The 17,935-nt window shown below is 63.5% G+C and carries 14 protein-coding genes; 10 read left to right on the top strand and 4 right to left on the bottom strand.

The genetic code is table 11. From position 1 onward, the window contains the following. The first annotated feature begins 222 nt into the window (after nucleotides 1-222). The 4 genes from OB905_13900 to OB905_13885 all read left to right on the top strand — a co-directional run bounded on the left by OB905_13900 (nucleotide 223) and on the right by OB905_13885 (nucleotide 5,068). Nucleotides 223-969, top strand: coding sequence for a hypothetical protein (locus OB905_13900; protein MCU4927058.1), 747 nt, complete (start codon nucleotides 223-225; stop codon nucleotides 967-969). Between the two features lie 106 nt (nucleotides 970-1,075). Next, nucleotides 1,076-2,044, top strand: coding sequence for a sugar phosphate isomerase/epimerase (locus OB905_13895; protein ID MCU4927057.1), 969 nt, complete (start codon nucleotides 1,076-1,078; stop codon nucleotides 2,042-2,044). A gap of 10 nt (nucleotides 2,045-2,054) precedes the next feature. Beyond that, nucleotides 2,055-3,173 carry a Gfo/Idh/MocA family oxidoreductase gene (locus OB905_13890; GenBank protein MCU4927056.1) on the top strand — a complete coding sequence of 373 codons (1,119 nt, stop codon included), beginning with the start codon at nucleotides 2,055-2,057 and terminating at the stop codon, nucleotides 3,171-3,173. 68 nt (nucleotides 3,174-3,241) lie between these two features. Continuing rightward, entirely contained in the window at nucleotides 3,242-5,068 is a 1,827-nt protein-coding gene (locus OB905_13885; GenBank protein ID MCU4927055.1) for a malectin domain-containing carbohydrate-binding protein, read from the top strand. A gap of 85 nt (nucleotides 5,069-5,153) precedes the next feature. Here the strand turns inward: OB905_13885 and OB905_13880 are convergent, their stop codons facing one another. From OB905_13880 to OB905_13870, 3 genes are all read right to left on the bottom strand, one after another. Next, on the bottom strand, nucleotides 5,154-6,986 hold the full coding sequence (locus OB905_13880) for a PQQ-dependent sugar dehydrogenase (GenBank protein MCU4927054.1): 1,833 nt from the start codon (nucleotides 6,984-6,986) through the stop codon (nucleotides 5,154-5,156). A 395-nt stretch (nucleotides 6,987-7,381) separates the two neighbouring features. After that, nucleotides 7,382-9,136, bottom strand: a complete 1,755-nt coding sequence (locus tag OB905_13875; GenBank protein ID MCU4927053.1) for a PQQ-dependent sugar dehydrogenase — start codon at nucleotides 9,134-9,136, stop codon at nucleotides 7,382-7,384. A 176-nt stretch (nucleotides 9,137-9,312) separates the two neighbouring features. After that, nucleotides 9,313-11,055, bottom strand: coding sequence for a PQQ-dependent sugar dehydrogenase (locus tag OB905_13870; GenBank protein MCU4927052.1), 1,743 nt, complete (start codon nucleotides 11,053-11,055; stop codon nucleotides 9,313-9,315). Nucleotides 11,056-11,210: 155 nt separating this feature from the next. On the opposite strand from OB905_13870, the gene OB905_13865 reads away from it, so the two are divergent. The 3 genes from OB905_13865 to OB905_13855 all read left to right on the top strand — a co-directional run bounded on the left by OB905_13865 (nucleotide 11,211) and on the right by OB905_13855 (nucleotide 14,387). Beyond that, nucleotides 11,211-12,092, top strand: coding sequence for a TIGR01548 family HAD-type hydrolase (locus OB905_13865; GenBank protein ID MCU4927051.1), 882 nt, complete (start codon nucleotides 11,211-11,213; stop codon nucleotides 12,090-12,092). Nucleotides 12,093-12,173: 81 nt separating this feature from the next. Continuing rightward, a complete protein-coding gene (locus OB905_13860; GenBank protein ID MCU4927050.1) occupies nucleotides 12,174-13,736 on the top strand; it encodes an FAD-dependent oxidoreductase in 1,563 nt (520 codons plus the stop codon). 45 nt (nucleotides 13,737-13,781) lie between these two features. Next, nucleotides 13,782-14,387: a hypothetical protein gene (locus tag OB905_13855; protein ID MCU4927049.1), complete on the top strand. Its 606-nt coding sequence runs from the start codon at nucleotides 13,782-13,784 to the stop codon at nucleotides 14,385-14,387. Between the two features lie 20 nt (nucleotides 14,388-14,407). Here OB905_13855 and OB905_13850 read toward each other — a convergent pair whose 3' ends face one another. Further along, complete coding sequence (locus OB905_13850) at nucleotides 14,408-15,211, bottom strand: glycerophosphodiester phosphodiesterase (GenBank protein ID MCU4927048.1); 804 nt, start codon at nucleotides 15,209-15,211, stop codon at nucleotides 14,408-14,410. Nucleotides 15,212-15,344: 133 nt separating this feature from the next. Here OB905_13850 and OB905_13845 point away from each other — a divergent pair, with 133 nt between their 5' ends. The 3 genes from OB905_13845 (at nucleotide 15,345) to npdG (ending at nucleotide 17,914) form a co-directional block, all read left to right on the top strand. Then, entirely contained in the window at nucleotides 15,345-15,608 is a 264-nt protein-coding gene (locus tag OB905_13845; GenBank protein MCU4927047.1) for a hypothetical protein, read from the top strand. Nucleotides 15,609-15,714: 106 nt separating this feature from the next. Continuing rightward, nucleotides 15,715-17,058 carry a hypothetical protein gene (locus OB905_13840; protein MCU4927046.1) on the top strand — a complete coding sequence of 448 codons (1,344 nt, stop codon included), beginning with the start codon at nucleotides 15,715-15,717 and terminating at the stop codon, nucleotides 17,056-17,058. Nucleotides 17,059-17,248: 190 nt separating this feature from the next. Continuing rightward, on the top strand, nucleotides 17,249-17,914 hold the full coding sequence (gene npdG, locus OB905_13835) for an NADPH-dependent F420 reductase (GenBank protein MCU4927045.1): 666 nt from the start codon (nucleotides 17,249-17,251) through the stop codon (nucleotides 17,912-17,914). The last annotated feature ends 21 nt before the right edge of the window (nucleotides 17,915-17,935 follow it).

Here is a 17,935-nt window from a genome sequence, read left to right as displayed (position 1 = left end):
TTCTGAAGAGCGAGAATTTGGCCGTAAGATGTTCATGCGCAGGGGAACCGGACGCGTAGCGCGCCGACCCGAAACGTGTGTTCACAATTCACGAGGTGAACCAATATGCTTATTCATCCTAAACGGATGAAAGATTACATGGCCAAAGACGACCGAACGGCTGTAAATACGGATAGACTGCGCTATCGAAGACGTGTCCTACAGGGAATGGGTGCGGTCGGTATGACTGGATTACTCGCCGGTTGTCTCGGCGACGACGACGAGAATGGCGACGACGACGGCAACGGCGACGACGCAAACGGTGACGACGAGAATGGCGACGACAACGGCAACGGAGAGCCGGAAGCTGCGTCGTTCGACGTGGACGATCTCAGTCCCGGAGACATCACCGTTCCGGCCGACGAGATGGTCGACGTGAGTGCAACGATCGCAAACGTCGGGGACGAGGACGGGGAGCAAGACATCGAACTCCGTGTCGACGGCGATGCCACCGACGTGCAGACGGTCTCCCTCGACGGCGGAGACGAGGAAACGGTCGAGTTCGACGTCGATACCAGCGAACACGGTTCTGGAGAGATAGAATACGGCGTCTACAGCGACGACGACGACGAAACGGCGACGATCGAACTGATCGATGCCAGCGAGTGGGAAGACGTCGAGTCGATCCGCGTCGAAGGGACCAGAGGTGGCTGGGACGGTATGGAACCCGAGATGATCGAGGGTGAAACCAACGCGACGCTGGTGCTGTTCGAAGGACAGGAGTACGAGTTTACCTGGGAGAACGGCGACGGTGATTCACACAACGTCGAACTCTGGGACCAGAACGAAGAGATCGTCGACGACTACGCGACCGAACTGACCAACGACGACGAGCAGACACTCGAGTTTACTGCATCGTCGGAGATGACCTACTACCGCTGCTTGCCCCACGCACAGATGCAGGGGAACATCTTCGTCGTCAGCGAGTAGCGAACAGGACGAAAACCGATTCGATCGCGCGGTAGCATCAGGCTGAGCCGGCCTGCGGGCGAGCGAAACCATCATATTTTAGGTAATTGGCATCGACGTTTCGGATATGGAATTAGGCGTGCTGACCGTGGCACTCAGCGACGATCCGCTTCCCGACGCGTTGGCCAAACTCGCCGACCGGGGCGTGGGCGCAGTCGAGATTGGGTGTGGCGGCTTCACCGGTGACGACCATCTGCCTCGCGACGAGTACCTCGACAACGAGGACGCCCAGGAGGAACTCCAGGCGATGCTCGACGAACACGATCTGTATATCTCTGCCCTGTCGACGCACAACAATCCGATCCATCCAGACGACGAGCGCGCCGCTCACGACGACGAAGAACTTCGCGAAACCATCCGACTGGCCTCCCAGCTCGGCGTCGAGAACGTCACGACGTTCTCGGGGCTGCCTGGTGGAAGTGAGAGCGCCCAGGTGCCAAACTGGCTCACTGCTCCGTGGCCAAACGAGCACCTAGAGGCCCACGAGTATCAGTGGGAGGAGGTCGCGATTCCGTACTGGTCTGAAATCGCCGACTTCGCCGAGGACCACGGCGTCAACGTCGGCCTCGAGATGCACCCCAACATGCTCGTCTACGAACCCCGCGGACTGCTTCGCCTGCGCGAGGAGACCGGCGACCGCATCGGGGCGAACTTAGATCCCTCCCACCTTATCTGGCAAGGAATCGACATTAGTGAGTGTATCCGAACCCTCGGGCGCGAGGACGCCATCCACCACGTCCACGCCAAGGACGCAAAGGTCTACGAGCCAGAAGTCCGACAGAAGGGGGTCCTCGACATGACGCCGTACACGGACGAGGTCAACCGATCCTGGCTGTTCCGTTCGATCGGCTACGGCCACGGCGAGGAGTTCTGGAAGAACGTCGTCTCGACGCTGCGGATGGTCGGCTACGACGGCGCCATCTCGATCGAGCACGAGGACTCGCTTACCTCCTCGCTCGAGGGGCTCGAGAAGGGAATCGATATGCTTGAACGCGCGGTGTTCGAAAGTCAGCCCGGCGACGCATACTGGGTCTAAGGTGATCACGATGAGCGAACCACTCTCCATCGGCATGCTGGGGTATCGATTCATGGGTAAGGCACACTCCAACGCCTTACAGCGGCTCCCGATGTTCTTCCCGGACGCCCCCGAGGTCGAACTGGACGTCCTGATCGGGCGCAACGAGGAGGCACTGGAAGAAGCCGCCGATCTGTACGGCTTCGACCGGATCGCGACCGACTGGGAGGAGGTCGTCGACGAGGTCGACGTTCTCTACAATCTGGGGCCGAACTGGCTCCACGAAGAGCCCTCCGTCGCCGCGCTGGAAGAAGGGGCATCGGTGTTCTCCGAGAAACCCCTGGCCCACACGATCGAGGGGGCGGAGGCGATGCGCGATGCGGCTTCTGACTCGGCAGGAACCGCCGGCGTCACCTTCAACTACCGATTCATTCCCGCCATACAGTACGCCCGCAACCTGATCCAGTCGGGCGAACTCGGCGAGATTCACCACGTGCGCGGCCAGTACCTCCAGGACTGGCTCGTCGATCCCGAGGCGCCCTGGAGCTGGCGACTCGAAGAGGAGTACGCCGGCAGCGGCGCCCTCGGCGATCTGGGATCGCACACGTTAGACCTCGTCCGATTCCTCGTCGGCGAGCAGGCCGGCCCCGTCGAGCGCATCAACGGCAACCTCCAGACGTTCGTCGACGAGCGCCCGACGGAAGACGGCTCCGAGATGCGAGACGTCACCGTTGACGACGCCTTCACCGCTCACGCGGAGCTCGAAAACGGCGCCACGGCGACCGTCGAGGCCTCCCGGTTCGCGACGGGTCACAAGAACGATCTGAGCATGGAGATCAACGGCTCCGAAGGGAGCCTGCGGTTTACGATCGAGAAACTGAACGAACTGGAGTACCGCGGCGCCGACGATCGGGGCTTCAAGACGATCATGGTCACAGAAGAGAGCGACCCCTACGTCGACCACTGGTGGCCGCCGGGTCACGTACTGGGCTGGGAGCACACGTTCGTCCACGCGAACTACGAGTTCCTCTCGGCGGTTCGCGACGGTGAAGAGCACACGCCCTCGTTCGCCGATGGCTACCGTGTCCAGGAGTTACTCGACGCCGTCGAGCGCTCCGACGCAGACGGCGGCTGGATCGAGACGGTCTGAGAGGCCCTAACCCGGCTAATTTCGGGAGCAATAGATTTATTTGGAAGTGGTACCGCGGACAGATATGTATGACAACTGACCAGGAGCGAGACGAGTCTGTGGCGGACCGAGCATCCCGACGACGCGTGTTACAGGGTGTCGGTGCCACTGGCGTTGCCGGCGTGCTGGCCGGCTGTCTCGGGGGAGACGACGATGACGACGAGAACGGCGACGATGCCAACGGCGACGACGCAAATGGTGACGACGACGAGCCCGAACCGGCTTCTTTCGACGTGACCGACCTCGAAGTGGCCGAGGAGAGCGTCACCCGCGGCGACAGCGTCTCGGTCGAGGCGACCATCGAGAACACCGGCGAGGACAGCGGCGAACAGACCGTCGAGTTCCACGTCGACGGCGACGTCGAGGGAGAACAGGACCTCGAACTCGACGGCGGCGAGGAGGACACCGTCAGCTTCGACGCGGGCACAGAGGACCTCACCCCTGACGAGTACGATTACGGCGTATTCACCGACGACGACGACGAGATGGGCGCGTTCACCGTCGAGCCCGTCATCGGCGACGATCCCCACCCCCTCCTCAGCTTCGACGACGACCCCGTCCAGGTCGTCGTCGGAGAGAACACCGTGGAGGCGACGATCGACAGTCCGTACAACGTCGCCATCGATTCGGGAACCGTCGAACTCAGCGTGCCAGACGGCTGGAGCGTCGAGGACGAGGATGGAGCGGACCTCGACGGATTCATCGGCAGCCAGGACGCGAGCTGGGAGGTCGACGTCTCTGACGACGCCGAGGAGGAAGCCGAGTTGACCGCCGACGTCAGTTACAGTATCTTCGACGAGGATGCCGACGTCTCCGTCACGGTCGACGCCTCGGTCGTCGAACCGCTCTCGGCGCCGTGGGGACTGAACAACGGCGGCGAAGGTGAAGACGGCGACACCGACGAGGAGGAAGGTGTCTACGGACCGGTCGAGGTCGACGGACTCACCTTCGACGAACACATTCCAGAGCAGGTCACGGCGTCCGGAGATCTCAACGTCGCGGTTCGAGACGAGCAAGAGGTCGGAAACACCGAGCACGACGAACTTTACCTCACGGAGCACTGGGGAGGGGATATCGGATTCGACATCCCCTTCGAGAACGGCCAGTACAACGTGACGCTGCACTTTGCCGAGACGTGGCACGGTGAGGACGGCGGAAGTGGTGAAGGCGGCGAAGGCGACCGTGTCTTCGATGTGACGATCAACGGCGAAGAGGTCCTCTCAGAGTTCGATCCCTACGCGGAAGCTGACGGCGCGTTCATCGCGACCCCACAGACGTTCCCCATTGAGGTAACCGACAACGTCATCTCGATCGAAACGGAGTCGATCGAGGACAGCACGGCGTTCAAAGCCATCGAGGTCCGCGAGTTCGGCGGCTTCGAGACACCGTTTGGTTACAACGCCTCCGGTGGAACCGTCGACGACATGGAGGCCGACGGCGCCACCTTCACGAGCGAGTCGCCGTTCATCGGTATCGAAGGCGATGTTGACGGTGGCAACTGGATCGACGACGTCGAGGGAACCGAGTACGACGACCTCTACGGCAGCGAGGAACACGGCGTCGAGGAGTCCGACATCGAGTACACGTTCCCCCTCGAGAACGGCACCTACGACGTGACGCTTTACTTCGGAGAGTCGTTCCACGGAGAGGAAGACGTCGGCGAACGAGTCACGAACATCTCCCTCAACGACGAGCTCGTCATGGAGGAGTTCGATATCGTCGAAGCGGTCGGACCCGCGACTGCCTACGACGAAACGCACACCGTCGAAGTGAACGATGGAGAGCTCGTTGTGCTGTTAGAATCGGTTGAGGACTGGCCGAAAATCAGCGGTATCAAGATCGAGCAAGCGGAGTAAGCGCCGAATCCGCGCTTCGATTTGCAGTTTCTTTTCGTTCGAAATCGGTCCGAAGTACGGTGAGTGATCCGACAGGGAGCGAGAGTCAGCCGGTGTACTCGATCAGGTGAATGCCGGCGTTCTCGCCGTCGCCGCCGAACCCTTCACCGTAGTCCATCAGATAGACCCGACCCTGGGAGTCGTACTCCATATCGGTCGGGACGGCGAACTCCTCGGGGAGGAACTCACCGATGTCGATCGTGCCGTCGTCGTTGAAGTGAGCGTAGCCGACCCATCCCTCGACGAACGGCGTCATGAAGAACTGCGCGCCCTCGAAGTAGGGGTCGAACGCGCCGTCGGCGGGGTCGTCGGGGTAGCGGTAGGCGACGCCGGCGTTTGCGGAGCCAGACGCCGGCAGTTCCGGCCAGGAGACCTCACCCGGCCGGGGCATGTCGACCCACGCGGGCGCGTTCTCGTACTCGTCCCAGTTGTTGCTGTGCCAGAGCGTCGCGGGCGTGAAGTCCGGCAGGGGTTCGATGCCGGTGTTGTTCGGCGAGCGGTTCCGGAGATTCTCGGGCCAGAAGGGCTGTCCCGGCTCGTCGGCCTCGTAGTCGTAGTAGCGGTAGGGGTAGTACGCCTTGCAGTACGGCCAGCCGCCGTTTATCGGGTCACAGATGAGGTGATGAGTCGCGATCCCCATCGGCCCCTGATCCTCCTCCCAGCTCGCGGCGTCATTGGCGTAGTCAGACACCCAGAGGTTGCCAGTATGCTGGTCGGCGTGGATGACGTACGGGTTCCGAAAGCCCATCGCGTAAATCTCGGGACGGAACTCCTCGTCGCTCCACTCCTCGTCGTGTTCGTCCTCGTGGACGTGTTTTAAGTTCCCCTCGGGAACCTCGTAGCCGTCCTCGGTGGGTGTAATGCGGAGAATGCTCCCGCGGAGATCGGCGGTGTTACCGGAGGTGCGCTGGGCGTCGGAAACCGCCGCCGGCCGGCCGTGAATCTCGCCCTCACGCTCGTCGCCCATGAACCAGTCGATTTCGCCGTCGGGGTTGCCAACGTTGTTCGAGTTGTCACCAGTCGTGATGTAGAGATCACCCTCGGGGCCGAACTCGAGGTAGCCGCCGTGGTGACAGCAGGTCGTTCGGTTGTACGGAATCTCGAGGATGACCTCCTCGGAGTCGGGGTCGAGTTCGCCATCGTCGAAGACGAACCGAGACACGTGGGCGTTAGCCATCGAGATCCCCTCGTTGTAGGGGTTGTCGACCTCGGTCTGGTCCTCGCTGGAGGGATGATACCAGATGTAGACGTAGCCGTTGTCCTGGAAGTCGGGATCGATCGCGATCCCCTGTCCCCCGAGTTCACGGGTTGCCATCTCCGGCGGTTCGGCCTCTTCCTCATCGTCGTCTTCGTCGTCGTCGTTCTCTTCTGCCTCCTCCAGTTCCTCCCAGTCGTCGACGCCCCAGTCCTGGGGAACGGCGCCGAGCGAGACGTCGAGTTCGAGTGCGACCTCGTGTTCGCCGTCGGCGTCGACCCAGCCAATCTGGCAGGTTCCGTCCCCGTACGTCGGGAAGACGTCGCCGCGGTTAATATACCAGACGCGGTCCTCGGGGTCGACGTCGATCGCCATCAGATTCTCGACCTCGACGAGTTCGGTCACCTCGTAGTTGTCCCAGTCGGTTGCGGCGTCGGAATCTGCCTCCTCGTCTAAGTCTCGATACCACTCCGAGGAGCGTTCCTCGCCGTTTTCGGTCTCCTCGCCGTTTTCGGTTTCTTCACCGTTTTCGGTCTCCTCACCGTTTTCCTCCTCTTCGTCGACGCCACCAAGACAGCCAGCCAGCCCAAGCGCGCTCAGTGCGCCGGCACCCTGAAAGAGCCCTCGGCGCATCTTTGAGCCGATCGAGTCGGTACTGCCCTGTGTGGTCTTATCGTTGGGCATATGCCGAAAACTACCCAGGGTCGGTGGGAAAAGTTGCTAGTATTGTTAGAAGACAGGTCCAAGAGAGCGATAGTCACATAAAGCTGGTCGAGGGAGAAAGCACACCCGAATGGAGCAGTGGCCGAGTTCGAAATCAATCCGCGCTGTAGCCGCTCTATATGCCATATATTAAATGTTATTCGGAGAGGAGTAATAACGTATTCACTGGCGAGATCGCATGACTTCAAGCGGTAGTGGCGATGTCGGATAAGCGTTGATTTCGATTGGCGAGCGTAGGAACGTACGGATTCGCCAAGGAAGGGACAGACTACGAGGGGTGTGAATCGAAGCCGATCTCAGGAGCGTAGAGAAACGAGATCGAGAAAGAACGGTGTCGCGTTCGAGTGGTTCGGACGTTATCCGGTGTACTCGATCTTGTGGATCTGGCTGTCTGCGCCGCTCCAGACGGAGCCGTACTCCATGACGTAAACCCGACCCTCAGAGTCAGACTCCATGTCCGTCGGGGTACCGATATCGCTGTCAGGCAAGAAGTCGTTGGCCTCGACCGAACCGTCCTCGCCGAAGGTCAGGTAGCCAATCCACCCGCCGCCGCCGTACGGGGTCAGGATGAACTGCTTGCCCTCGAAGTAGGGATCGAGTGCGCCGTCTCCCGGTTCGTCCGGATATCGGTAGGCGATACCGGCGTTCGCCGAGCCGGAGGCGGGCAGGTCGGGCCACGTGACTTCACCGGGCACGGGCATGTCGACCCACGCCGCAGCGTCAGTGTAGTCGTCCCAGTTGTTGCTGTGCCAGAGCGTCGCCGGAGTGACGTCAGGTAGCTTCTCCAGGCCAGTGTTGTTCGGCGAGTCGTTGCGGAGGTTGTCGGGCCAGAACGGCTGACCTGGCTCGCCAGCCTCGTAGTCGCGGTCGCGGTACGGGTAGAACGCTTTGAAGTATGGCCAGCCGCCGTTGATCGGCTCACAGATGTGGAAGTGTGTCGCGATCCCCATCGGCCCCTGATCTGGGTCCCATGAGTCCGCGTCGTTGGCGTAGTCAGACACCCAGAGGTTGCCAGTGTGTTCGTCGGCGTGGATGACGTACGGATTCCGGAATCCCATCGAGTAGATCTCAGGGCGGACGAGGCCTTCGGAGATCTCGTCTTCGTACTCGCTGTACGGGAACAGGTTGTCCGGGGGAACCGTGTAGCCACCGTCCTCTTCGGGGATGATCCGGAGGATGCTTCCGCGGAGGTCGGCCGTGTTGCCGGAGGTTCGCTGAGCGTCCGAGACGGGCGCTGGACGATCGTTGATGATTCCCTCGCGCTCGTCGCCCATGAACCAGTTGACCTCGTCGTCGGGGTTGCCGACGTTCTGGGAGTCGTCACCGGTGGAGACGTAGAGGTATCCTTCCGGACCGAACTCGAGGTAGCCACCGTAGTGACAGCAGGTGTCGAGCTGGAACGGGATCTGGATAACCGTTTCCTCGGAATCAGGGTCGAGTTCCTCGCCGTCGAATTCGAAGCGCGAGACCTGCTGGAGGTAGGTGTTGATATCCTCGTGGTACGGGTTGTCAATCTCCTCGATGTTCTCGCTCGAGGGGTGATAGTAAACGTAGACGTGGCCAGTCTCCTCGAAGTTCGGACAGATCGCGACCCCCTGTCCACCCAGCTCACGGGCTTCGCCGCCGTCGACGAATTCCTCGGAGCCGACCATCACGTCGAGTTCGAGCGCGACCGTGTGTTCTTCGGTATCGGGGTCGACATAGCCGACCTGACAGGTAGCGTCGCCGTGGGTAGTGAAGTTCGCCCCGCGGTTAATGTACCAGATGTTGTCGTCGGGGTCGACGTCGAGCGCCATCAGGTCGTCGACGGTCAGGATGCTGGTAACTTCGTAGTTGTCCCAGTCCGTGGCAGCGTCGGGGTCGGCCTCCGCATCGATGTCGCGGTGCCACTCGTCTCCGAGTTCGTCTTCGTCGTCTAAGAGATCGTCGACGATGTCCGCACAGCCGGCCAACGCAGTGGCACCAGCTGCGGCCCCCGCACCCTGGAGCAGTCGGCGACGGCCGTTCCCTGCATCCGCCGCAGCGTCCCCGGGCTGCGAGGATTCGGGAGCGTCCGTCTCTTCGGCTCGTAGATCTTCGTCAGTCTGTGTCGATGTGTGCTTGCTACACATTCTATGGGTACTGTATTTTCATGACCAAAAAAGCCTTTCGGCAAGTGGCATTAAAATGTCGTTAACATGAGGAACAATCAGTAGGAAATGGTTAACACGACTTTGAGGGGGTATAACACAATATTTAGTCCAGGTAGGACATTGATATCAGAGCGCGAATCGCGCCCAGACGGCGGTCAGGGATCGTACTCAATCATGTAGATCGCTCCCTCGTCGCCGGTCCAGCCGCCGTAGTCGGCCAAGAAGAGTCGGCCATTGGGACCGACCTCCGTGTCCGATGGCGTTTCGAACTCGTTGTCCGGCATGAAGGTGTCGATGTCGATGCTACCGTCCTCGTTGAACGTCAGGTAGTAGATCCGCTCATCCGAGTGGTCGTACATACCGAGTAGGAACTGCTTACCCTCGAAGTACGGGTCGAGTGCACCCTCACCGTAGTCATCCGAGTACCGGTATGCGATACCTGCGTTCGCCGAACCGGACGTCGGCAGCTCTGGCCAGGTTGGTTCGCCCGGACGAGGGAGATCGACCCACGGAAGCTCCTCTTCCGCGAGCACCGGGTACTCATTCCAGGAGGAGTAGGCCTGCCAAACGAGTGCCGGCGTGGCGTCAGGTAACTTCTCCAGGCCAGTGTTGTTCCGCGAGTCGTTGCGAAGGTTGTCGGGCCAGTAGGGTTGACCTGGCTCTTCCTCCTCGTAGTCCCACCGGCGGTACGGGTAGTATCCTTTGAAGAGTGGCCATCCAGCGTTCTGGGGCTCACAGAGGAGGTGATAGGTTGCCATTCCGTCAGGACCCCGCTCGTCAGTCCAGTTTCCGGCAGGGGCGTAGTCGCCAACGAAGACGGCACCGGTGTGATCGTCGACTTCGATCCGGTAGGGGTTGCGGTACCCCATCGAGTAAATCTCGGGGCGGACCTTCCCCTCGGAGATCTCCTGTTGGTACTCGCCGAACGGGAACAGGTTGTCCGGCGGGACGGTGTAGCCGCCGTCCTCCTGGGGAATGATCCGAAGGATGCTCCCGCGGAGATCCGCCGTATTTGCGGCCGTACGTCGTGCGTCGAACGCCGGGTGAGCCATTTCACGATCGTCGGCCGGAGACCACAGCGACCAGCCAGAGGTGACGTCGTCACCGGTCGAGATGTAGAGATGACCGACGTTGTCGAACTCGAGGTCGCCGCCACGGTGACAGCAGTAGTCGAACTGCTCGGGGATGCGGATGATCTCGGTCTCGGAATCCGGATCGATCGTATCGTCGTCTGTGACCTCGAACCGTGAGACGAGCTGGTAACCGAACGAAACGTCGCCGTCGTGGTCGATCTCGTCGGTTACCTCGTAGAACTCTTCGTACGGGCTGGGGCCGATATCCTCCATGTCGTCCCAGGCCGGGTGATAGCTCACGTAGACGTAGCCGTTCTCCTCGAAGTCGGGGTCGAAGGTGATCCCCTGACCGCCCGTCTCGCGTGCGTCGTTCTCGGCCAGTGTCTCCTCGTGTGGATTGCCGACGGTGACGTCCAGTTCAAGTGCGACCTCGTGGTCGCCGGAGTCCGGATCGACCCACCCGATTTGACAGGTGTCCGAACCGTGGGTCACGAAGTGCGCACCGCGGTTGACGTACCAGACCTTCCCGTCCGGAGCGACGTCGATCGCCTGTACGTCGTCGAGCTCGAGGATTTCGGTGACCTCGTAGTTGTCCCAGTCCGTTGCGGCGTCGGGATCGGCCTCCGCGTCGATGTCACGGTGCCACTCGTCTGCGAGCTCGTCATCGTCGTCGTCGACGATGTCGTCGACGATGTCCGCACAGCCGGCCAACGCAGTAGCACCGGCTGCAGCTCCAGCACCCTGGAGTAGTCGACGGGAGGTATCGTCGTGGTCCTGTGTTTCCTCGGTTGATCCGTCGTCGGGCCGTTCAGTGTTAGCACACATACGTCGGGTACTGTGTATGTTCACCCTCCAGTAAAAAGAGTTTTGCATACATAACAATTGTTCCCACAGTTGCGGGAAGAAGCAGTCAACCAGTAAGAGCGGGGAACAGAGGCGAATCCAACGGCATTTATCACCCCGCATCCGTATCCACCGACATGAGTGTAGACGCAGTCGTGCTCGACATCGACGGCGTCCTCGTCGACGTCGAGGGCTCCTACCGGCGAGCGATCCGCGAGGCCGTCGAGCGCGTCTACGGGCGGACGATCCGAGACGGAGACAGCCAGGCGTTCAAGAACGCGGGTGGGTTCAACAACGACTGGGAACTCACGTACGCGGCGGCCCTCTACGTGCTGGCAACCGAAGCGGGATACGAGAACTCGATCGATGAGTTTACCGACGCCATCGCGGCCGACGGCGGCGGCCTCGAGTCCGCAGAGCGCGTCATCCGGGAGGCACTCGGTGCCAGAGCGACCCAGCGCGTCCGCGAGAAGTGGGACCGCCGGCGGCTTCGAGACGTCTTCCAGCAACTGTACCTCGGGGCGGAGCTATACCGAAGCTTGGAGGGTGGCGAACCCGACATCGAAACGGAGGGGTTCATCCACGACGAGCCGGTTCTGCTCGACGAAGAGACCCGAGTCCGGCTCCTCAAGGACTACGACGTCGGCATCGTCACCGGGCGGCCGCGAGCGGAAGCCGAAATCGCACTGCGACGCGTCGGCCTCGAGATACCGGCCGACCGACGCTTCACGATGGACGACTGGGAGGAGGGTAAACCCCACCCAGCGGCGCTGCGAACGCTCGCCTCGCGATTCGACGCGGAGTCGGTCGTCTTCGTCGGCGATACGCTCGACGACGTACAGACCGCGGTGAACGCAGAGGACGCCGATCCCGGACGCGACTACCACGGTATCGGCGTCCTGACTGGCGGCCTCACCGGCGAGGCGGGCCGAGAGCGGTTCGACGAGGCCGGTGCAACCGCCGTCCTCGAGTCGGTAAACGAGCTACCGGCGTGGCTGGAAGATGTGGAGTCGCTGTAGCGGGGCGGGCAAGACGAAGCGGACGGGTTCGGTCGGCTGAGGGGGCTGTTTTTTCAGTCCGGCCGTGGTAGCCGGTCGGCCATGGCCGACGAGATGTTCGCAGGTGACGACCTTCCCGGGCGACCGACCTCGCCGTGGCTCGCGACGACGGGCGACGCGGGGTTCGACCCGCTCGCGTCCGACCAGTCCGTCGACGTCGCGGTCGTCGGCGGGGGCATCGCAGGCGTATCGACGGCGATCAGCCTACGCGAACGCGGCCACACGGTCACCGTTCTCGAGCGCGACCGGATCGCAGCCGGCGTTACGGGAAAATCGACCGCGAAGCTGACGAGCCAGCACGGCGCCATCTACGACCACCTGCGCCGTGAGTTCGGCCGAAAGCAGGCGAGGTGCTACGCCACGACCCAGGAGAAGTCGATCGACGAGGTCGAGCGCCGGATCGACGAGTTGGGAATCGACTGCGGGTTCGAGCGCCAGCCGTCGTACCTCTACGGAAACGAGCCCGACGACATCGAGCGCGAGGCCGAGGCCGCCCGCGCCGCGGGGATCGAGGCGGCGTCGGTCACCTCCGTACCGCCGTTCGAGCGCGCCCAGGCCGCCGTTCGGTTCGACGATCAGGCGTGGTTTCACCCCCGCAAGTACCTGCTCGGACTGGCCGAGAAGCTCCGGGCAGACGACGGGGCACGCGTCTACGAGGGGACGCGTGTCACCGACGTCGAGCCCGGCGAGCCCTGTCGCGTCCGGACAGAGAAGGGGGTGGTGACGGCGCGCCGGGTCGTTCTCGCGACGGGATTTCCGATCCTCGATCGGGCGGGCTACTTCGCCCGGATGCACCCGAAACGGTCCTACGTCCTCGGGATCCGGCTCGACGGGAATCCACCCGAGGGGATGTACTACCGCACCGGCGAAAACTACCGGTCAGTGCGGACCCACCGGGACGACGACGGGGAACTCCTGCTCGTCGGCGGCGAGAACCACAAGACCGGGCAAGGCGGTTCGACTGCCGAGCGGTACCGCCGGCTCGAGCGGTGGGCTCGGGAGCGGTTTCCAGTCGACGAGATCGCCTACCGCTGGTCGACCCAGGACTACAAGCCGGTCGACAAGGTGCCCTTCATCGGTCGCGCCGGCGCAGGTGCCCGAAACGTCCTGGTCGCCACCGGCTTCCGTGGGTGGGGGATGACGAACGGGGTCGCCGCGGGGCGGCTGCTCGCGGCCCAGATTGACGGCGAGGAGCCGTCCGCACTCACGCTGTTCGACCCGCTCCGGTTTACGCCAAAGTCCTCCCTCAGCAAGACCGTCACCGAGAACGCCGACGCCGCGAGCCAGTTCGCGACCGACTGGCTGCGCACGCTCGTCTCGCCGGATCTCGCCGCGCTCGAGCCCGGCGAAGGGACAATCGTTCGGAAGGGCGGCACGCCGATCGCCTGCGTGCGCGACGAGGCGGGCGACGTCCACGCCGTCTCGGCCGTCTGTACCCACATGTACTGTCTCGTCGAGTGGAACGACGGGGAGGCCAGTTGGGACTGCCCCTGTCACGGCTCGCGCTTCGACGTCGACGGTGCGGTGCTCGAGGGACCGTCGAACGAGGATCTGCCGAGCCGGGATCCGAACTCGGTCATCGACCGACACGGCGGACGAGACTGACCCCCGACCGAATCGTTATATGGTTGTCGGAGCAACACGTTTCCAATGGCGGACACGGCACGCTCGAGCGTCGGCGGCGCTCTCAGCGTGCTCGCCAGCTCGGTCGGGACCGTCGTCGGGCTCGCGTGGCTGGGCGTCGCCATCGGCCTCGTTGTCAGCCGAGTAGTAGGGCTGTCTGGCACCGAGAATCCCACATTGGTACGGGTGAGCGCGATCGCGATACTCGCCGTCGCGCTCGCCGGAACCACGTGGCTCGTGGAGGGTGGCTACGAGCGAATCGGAGCCGATCCGAACGCCGGCGGTCAGTTCGCGTGGCTGGCGATCTTTTTTGTCCCGCTTGCGTTCGCACCGACGCGGGTCGCCCTCGGCTCGGTGACCGGGACGGCCGGCGTCCTCGACGCGCTGTTCGTGCTGGCCACGGGGGTGGCCGCCGGCTGGCTCGCCTTTTACGGCGGCCTCGAGCGACTCGGAATCGTGCCACAGGATTTCCTTCGAGTGATCGCCTACGCCATCGCGTTCGGCCTGGTTGTGGCGGCGGCGGCCGTCGTTCTCGACCTCGCGCTGCTGGACGACGACCGCGCCATTGGAGTGGCCGCACTCGGCGTGCAGATCGCGGCGTGCTGGTTCGGGTTCACGAAAACGGTTCCCTGAGGGTCGCGGCGTGGAGAGGATTACGCGGACCCCGAGTTAGCGTCTACTCCCGGATACTCCGCGACGACGCCGTCGACGCCCGCAGCTGCGAGTTGGTCGAACTGTGTCCACGTCTCGACGGTCCAGACGTTGACCGCGCGCCCCTCCTCGTGGGCGACGGTAAGGAGGTCGACGTCGGGCTCGCCAGCTGGGAGTCCCGCGTAGGTGGTGTCTGTGAGTCCCGTCCCGGCGATCGCGTTTCGCGGTGGGTGGATCGCCTCGCAGTCGTGCCGGCGGGCGATCTCCAGGCCAGTTTCGAGATCGTCCCAGATCAACGGGGCGGCGTCGTACCCCGGGGCGCGCTCGCGCAGCGCCGCGAGGGCACCCTCGGCGAACGACGAGAACAACAGGTCACCGCCAAACCCGTCACAGTCTGCGACGACGCGGTCGACGAAGGGCTGCCAGCGCTCGCGCGCCGTGTTCGAGTCGACCGTCTCGGCGGCGTCCCCCGGCGCCTTGAGCTCAACGTTGAGCGTGACGGTATCGGGAACTGCCGCGAGCAACTGAGAGAGCGTGGGAACCGGCTCACGACCGAGTACGGTAGCCCCGGTGACCGTCTCGAGGGACGTCTCGGTGACGAGGCCGGTCGCGTCGGTGAGGGGTCGGCCGTCGCGCGCCCCGTCGAGGCGATCGTCGTGGAACACGACGGGTGTACCGTCGGCCGCCGGTCGAACGTCGATCTCGATCGCATCGGCGCCGGCCTCGGTGGCAGCGAGTGCCGCCCCGACGGTGTTTTCCGGTGCAACGCCGGCGAAGCCCCGGTGGGCGATAATGGCGGGAGCCATAGCGGTAGTCGGGAGAGCGCGCTAATGGACGTTCGGGTCCTCGGTGACAGCGTCCCCGTGGGCCGACCACGAGTGCAGCGAGTCGGCGAGTGCGTGGGCAGCGTTCATGGGTCGAGGCCGCATCCGGAGGCGCGTGACCGAGGCCACGTTCACCGAGATCGAGTCCGACCTGGGTCGGGCGAGCGAACTCGAGCGGGAGTCAGCGATCGCGCTTCTGGAGAAGGCCCGCCGGCGCCTCGAATCGTGCGAAGACGACCCCGACGTCGACGAGGAACGCCGGCGCGAACTGGAGCGACGGGTCAAACAGCATCTGCGAACGGTCCGAAATCGAGACGCCTACGGCGACGAGGAGGAGCTGGGTGCTGCGCTGAACCCGGACGAAGACGACGCCCCGTAGGGTCCACAATCCCGTCTCACAACCGGTCGGGAACCGCCGAAATCTCCCGTTTCGAGGCGTAACGGTGGGTCGGATTTTGCGTTCTGGGGTCCGTCTTACGCACGAGATGCGGAAACCGGATTTCACACGGCGACGGGTGCTTGCAGGTGCAGCAGTGGGAAGCGCGCTGGTACCGATGCTCCGATCACAGACCGGGATCGACCGCGCCAGGGCCGAAACGGAGCAGTCGGGCCTGACGGCGACGATCGAGGAGCTCGACTCGCCCGTGAACGCGGGCGAGTACCTCCGAGTCGAGACGGCGGTCGAAAACGCTGGCTCCGAACCGATCGAGACGGACGTCGACCTCGTCGTCGGGCACGATCCCGAGCGACTGAGTCGAATCACCGCGACGATCGGCGCCGGCGAGACGCGGTCGTTTCGCCAGGGGTTTTACACGTATCCCGTTCCCCGAGACGAGGAGTTTCCCGTTCGAGTCGACGTCGAGGGCGACGCCGACGAGCGGACCGCCGCTGTCACCGCCGCCTCGGACCTGGAGACGAAGATTCCAGACGGAGACCTCACAATCAGCCCAGAGACCACCGTCCAGTTCGAGGTCGAGGCGCTCGATCCCGACGAGCGCCAGCAGACGCTCTGGTGGGTCGACGGCGAGCAGGTCGGCACCTCGATGAACCCGCTTCCTGCCATCTACTACGCAGAGCGGGGCGCCCACTACTGGCAGGAGACGTTCGAATCGCCGGGAACGGTCGACGTCGCCGCGGCGGTCATCCCCGACGATGGGGACGGCACGTACGCGGCCCGCTGGGAGGTAGACGTCGGCGACGAGGGCGCGAGGTCGCCGTCGATCGACGAGTTCCGCCCGGACGAGGAAGTGGTGGGAGTCGCCGACGACGACGAGATCACATTCGAACTCGACGTCAGCGACGATAACGGCGGACTCGACCGCGTCGTCTGGTGGCTGAGTCAGGCCGACGCCATCCTGGACGTCAGCGACGTATCAGGGGAGCAGGATACGGCGACGCTCTCGGTCGACGGGGGCGGACTCTGCCACACCTGTCGCGTCGATCCGTGGGTCCTCTGTGCGGACGGCCGCGCTGCGAGACTCGAGGAGACGTGGGAGATCGACCGCCACTGGGACGAGGGCGACGGTGACGGCGGCGAGCTGACGGTCGACATTCGCGGGACGAACGCACCGGTCGACGCCGGCGAGTACCTAGAGGTTATCGTCGACCTCGAGAACACCGGCGAGCAGCGACGCGACGACGAGCTCGAACTGGTCGTCGGGCACGATCCGGCGGTGCTCGACACGCAGGACGTAACCGTCGCGGCCGGCGAAACGGGGGCGGCGACGCTTGGGTTCGAGACGTATCCGACGAACCACGACGAGCAGTTTCCCGTCCGCGTCGTCGGCGCCGACGGTTCCGACGAAGTCACCGTCCAGGTGTTCGCCTAAGTCGGGACGCGTTCAGCTGAGTCCCGACGTGGTCGCCTGCGTCGGCGCCGAAGAGATCACGGGCGTGTGACAATCGAGTCAGCCGGCGAAATTTGGAAGAGGCGATACAGTTACCCACAGCGATCCCAGACCCCGGCGAGACCGGCCACCGTCCACCCCATTTATTTCGGTACCGTCCCGAGCCCCGGGTATGAGAATCGCACTAGTCGGCGGAACTGGAGACATCGGCGAGGGGCTCACACTGCGCTTTGGACGCGATACGGATCACGAGATTCTGATCGGTTCGCGCGACCCCGAAAAGGCCCGCGAGGCCGTCGAAACGTACGAGGCGGAGCTGGCCTCCCGGGACATTGAGGCGTCGATCAAAGGCTTCGACAACGAGATGGTTGCCGACCGCGCGGACGTCGTCGTCCTCGCCGTGCCGCCGTACTACGTCGGTGACACTGTCGAGGCCATCGCCGAGAAGCTAGACGAGGACCAGATTCTCGTCACTCCGGCAGTCGGAATGAAAGGCGACGAACACGGGATGCACTACCACCCACCGTCAGCGGGCAGCGTCACCGAACTCGTCGCCAGCCGGGCGCCGGACGAAGTACCCGTAGTTGGCGCCTTCCACAACCTCGCAGCGGGGGCGCTCGCCGACCTGGATCACGAACTCGACCTCGATACGCTCGTCGTCGGCGAGGGAGACCCGAAAGATCGGGTGATCGCACTGGCCGAAGAGATCGACGGGCTCCGAGCGCTCGACGCCGGGCCGCTCGCGAACGCAGCCGAGGTCGAGAGCGTCACCCCCCTAGTGATCAACATCGCCAAACACAACGAGGAGCTACACGACGTCGGCGTCAAGTGGATCTGAGAAACGCCGACAACAGTCAAC

This window comes from Halobacteria archaeon AArc-dxtr1, from assembly GCA_025517425.1.
Taxonomy (GTDB): domain Archaea; phylum Halobacteriota; class Halobacteria; order Halobacteriales; family Natrialbaceae; genus Halostagnicola.
The sequence above is the reverse complement of the archived record's forward strand: the minus strand, read 5'-3'. Positions and strand labels throughout refer to the sequence as shown.

Bases quoted from the DNA above. Each gene is read 5' to 3' on its own strand.
- OB905_13885 (MCU4927055.1), top strand. From the start codon at position 3,242: ATGACAACTGACCAGGAGCGAGACGAGTCTGTGGCGGACCGAGCATCC.
- OB905_13840 (MCU4927046.1), top strand. From the start codon at position 15,715: ATGCGGAAACCGGATTTCACACGGCGACGGGTGCTTGCAGGTGCAGCA.
- OB905_13875 (MCU4927053.1), bottom strand. From the start codon at position 9,136: ATGTGTAGCAAGCACACATCGACACAGACTGACGAAGATCTACGAGCC.
- OB905_13870 (MCU4927052.1), bottom strand. From the start codon at position 11,055: ATGTGTGCTAACACTGAACGGCCCGACGACGGATCAACCGAGGAAACA.
- OB905_13860 (MCU4927050.1), top strand. From the start codon at position 12,174: ATGGCCGACGAGATGTTCGCAGGTGACGACCTTCCCGGGCGACCGACC.
- OB905_13880 (MCU4927054.1), bottom strand. From the start codon at position 6,986: ATGCCCAACGATAAGACCACACAGGGCAGTACCGACTCGATCGGCTCA.
- OB905_13895 (MCU4927057.1), top strand. From the start codon at position 1,076: ATGGAATTAGGCGTGCTGACCGTGGCACTCAGCGACGATCCGCTTCCC.
- OB905_13900 (MCU4927058.1), top strand. From the start codon at position 223: ATGACTGGATTACTCGCCGGTTGTCTCGGCGACGACGACGAGAATGGC.
- OB905_13890 (MCU4927056.1), top strand. From the start codon at position 2,055: ATGAGCGAACCACTCTCCATCGGCATGCTGGGGTATCGATTCATGGGT.
- OB905_13850 (MCU4927048.1), bottom strand. From the start codon at position 15,211: ATGGCTCCCGCCATTATCGCCCACCGGGGCTTCGCCGGCGTTGCACCG.
- npdG (MCU4927045.1), top strand. From the start codon at position 17,249: ATGAGAATCGCACTAGTCGGCGGAACTGGAGACATCGGCGAGGGGCTC.
- OB905_13855 (MCU4927049.1), top strand. From the start codon at position 13,782: ATGGCGGACACGGCACGCTCGAGCGTCGGCGGCGCTCTCAGCGTGCTC.
- OB905_13865 (MCU4927051.1), top strand. From the start codon at position 11,211: ATGAGTGTAGACGCAGTCGTGCTCGACATCGACGGCGTCCTCGTCGAC.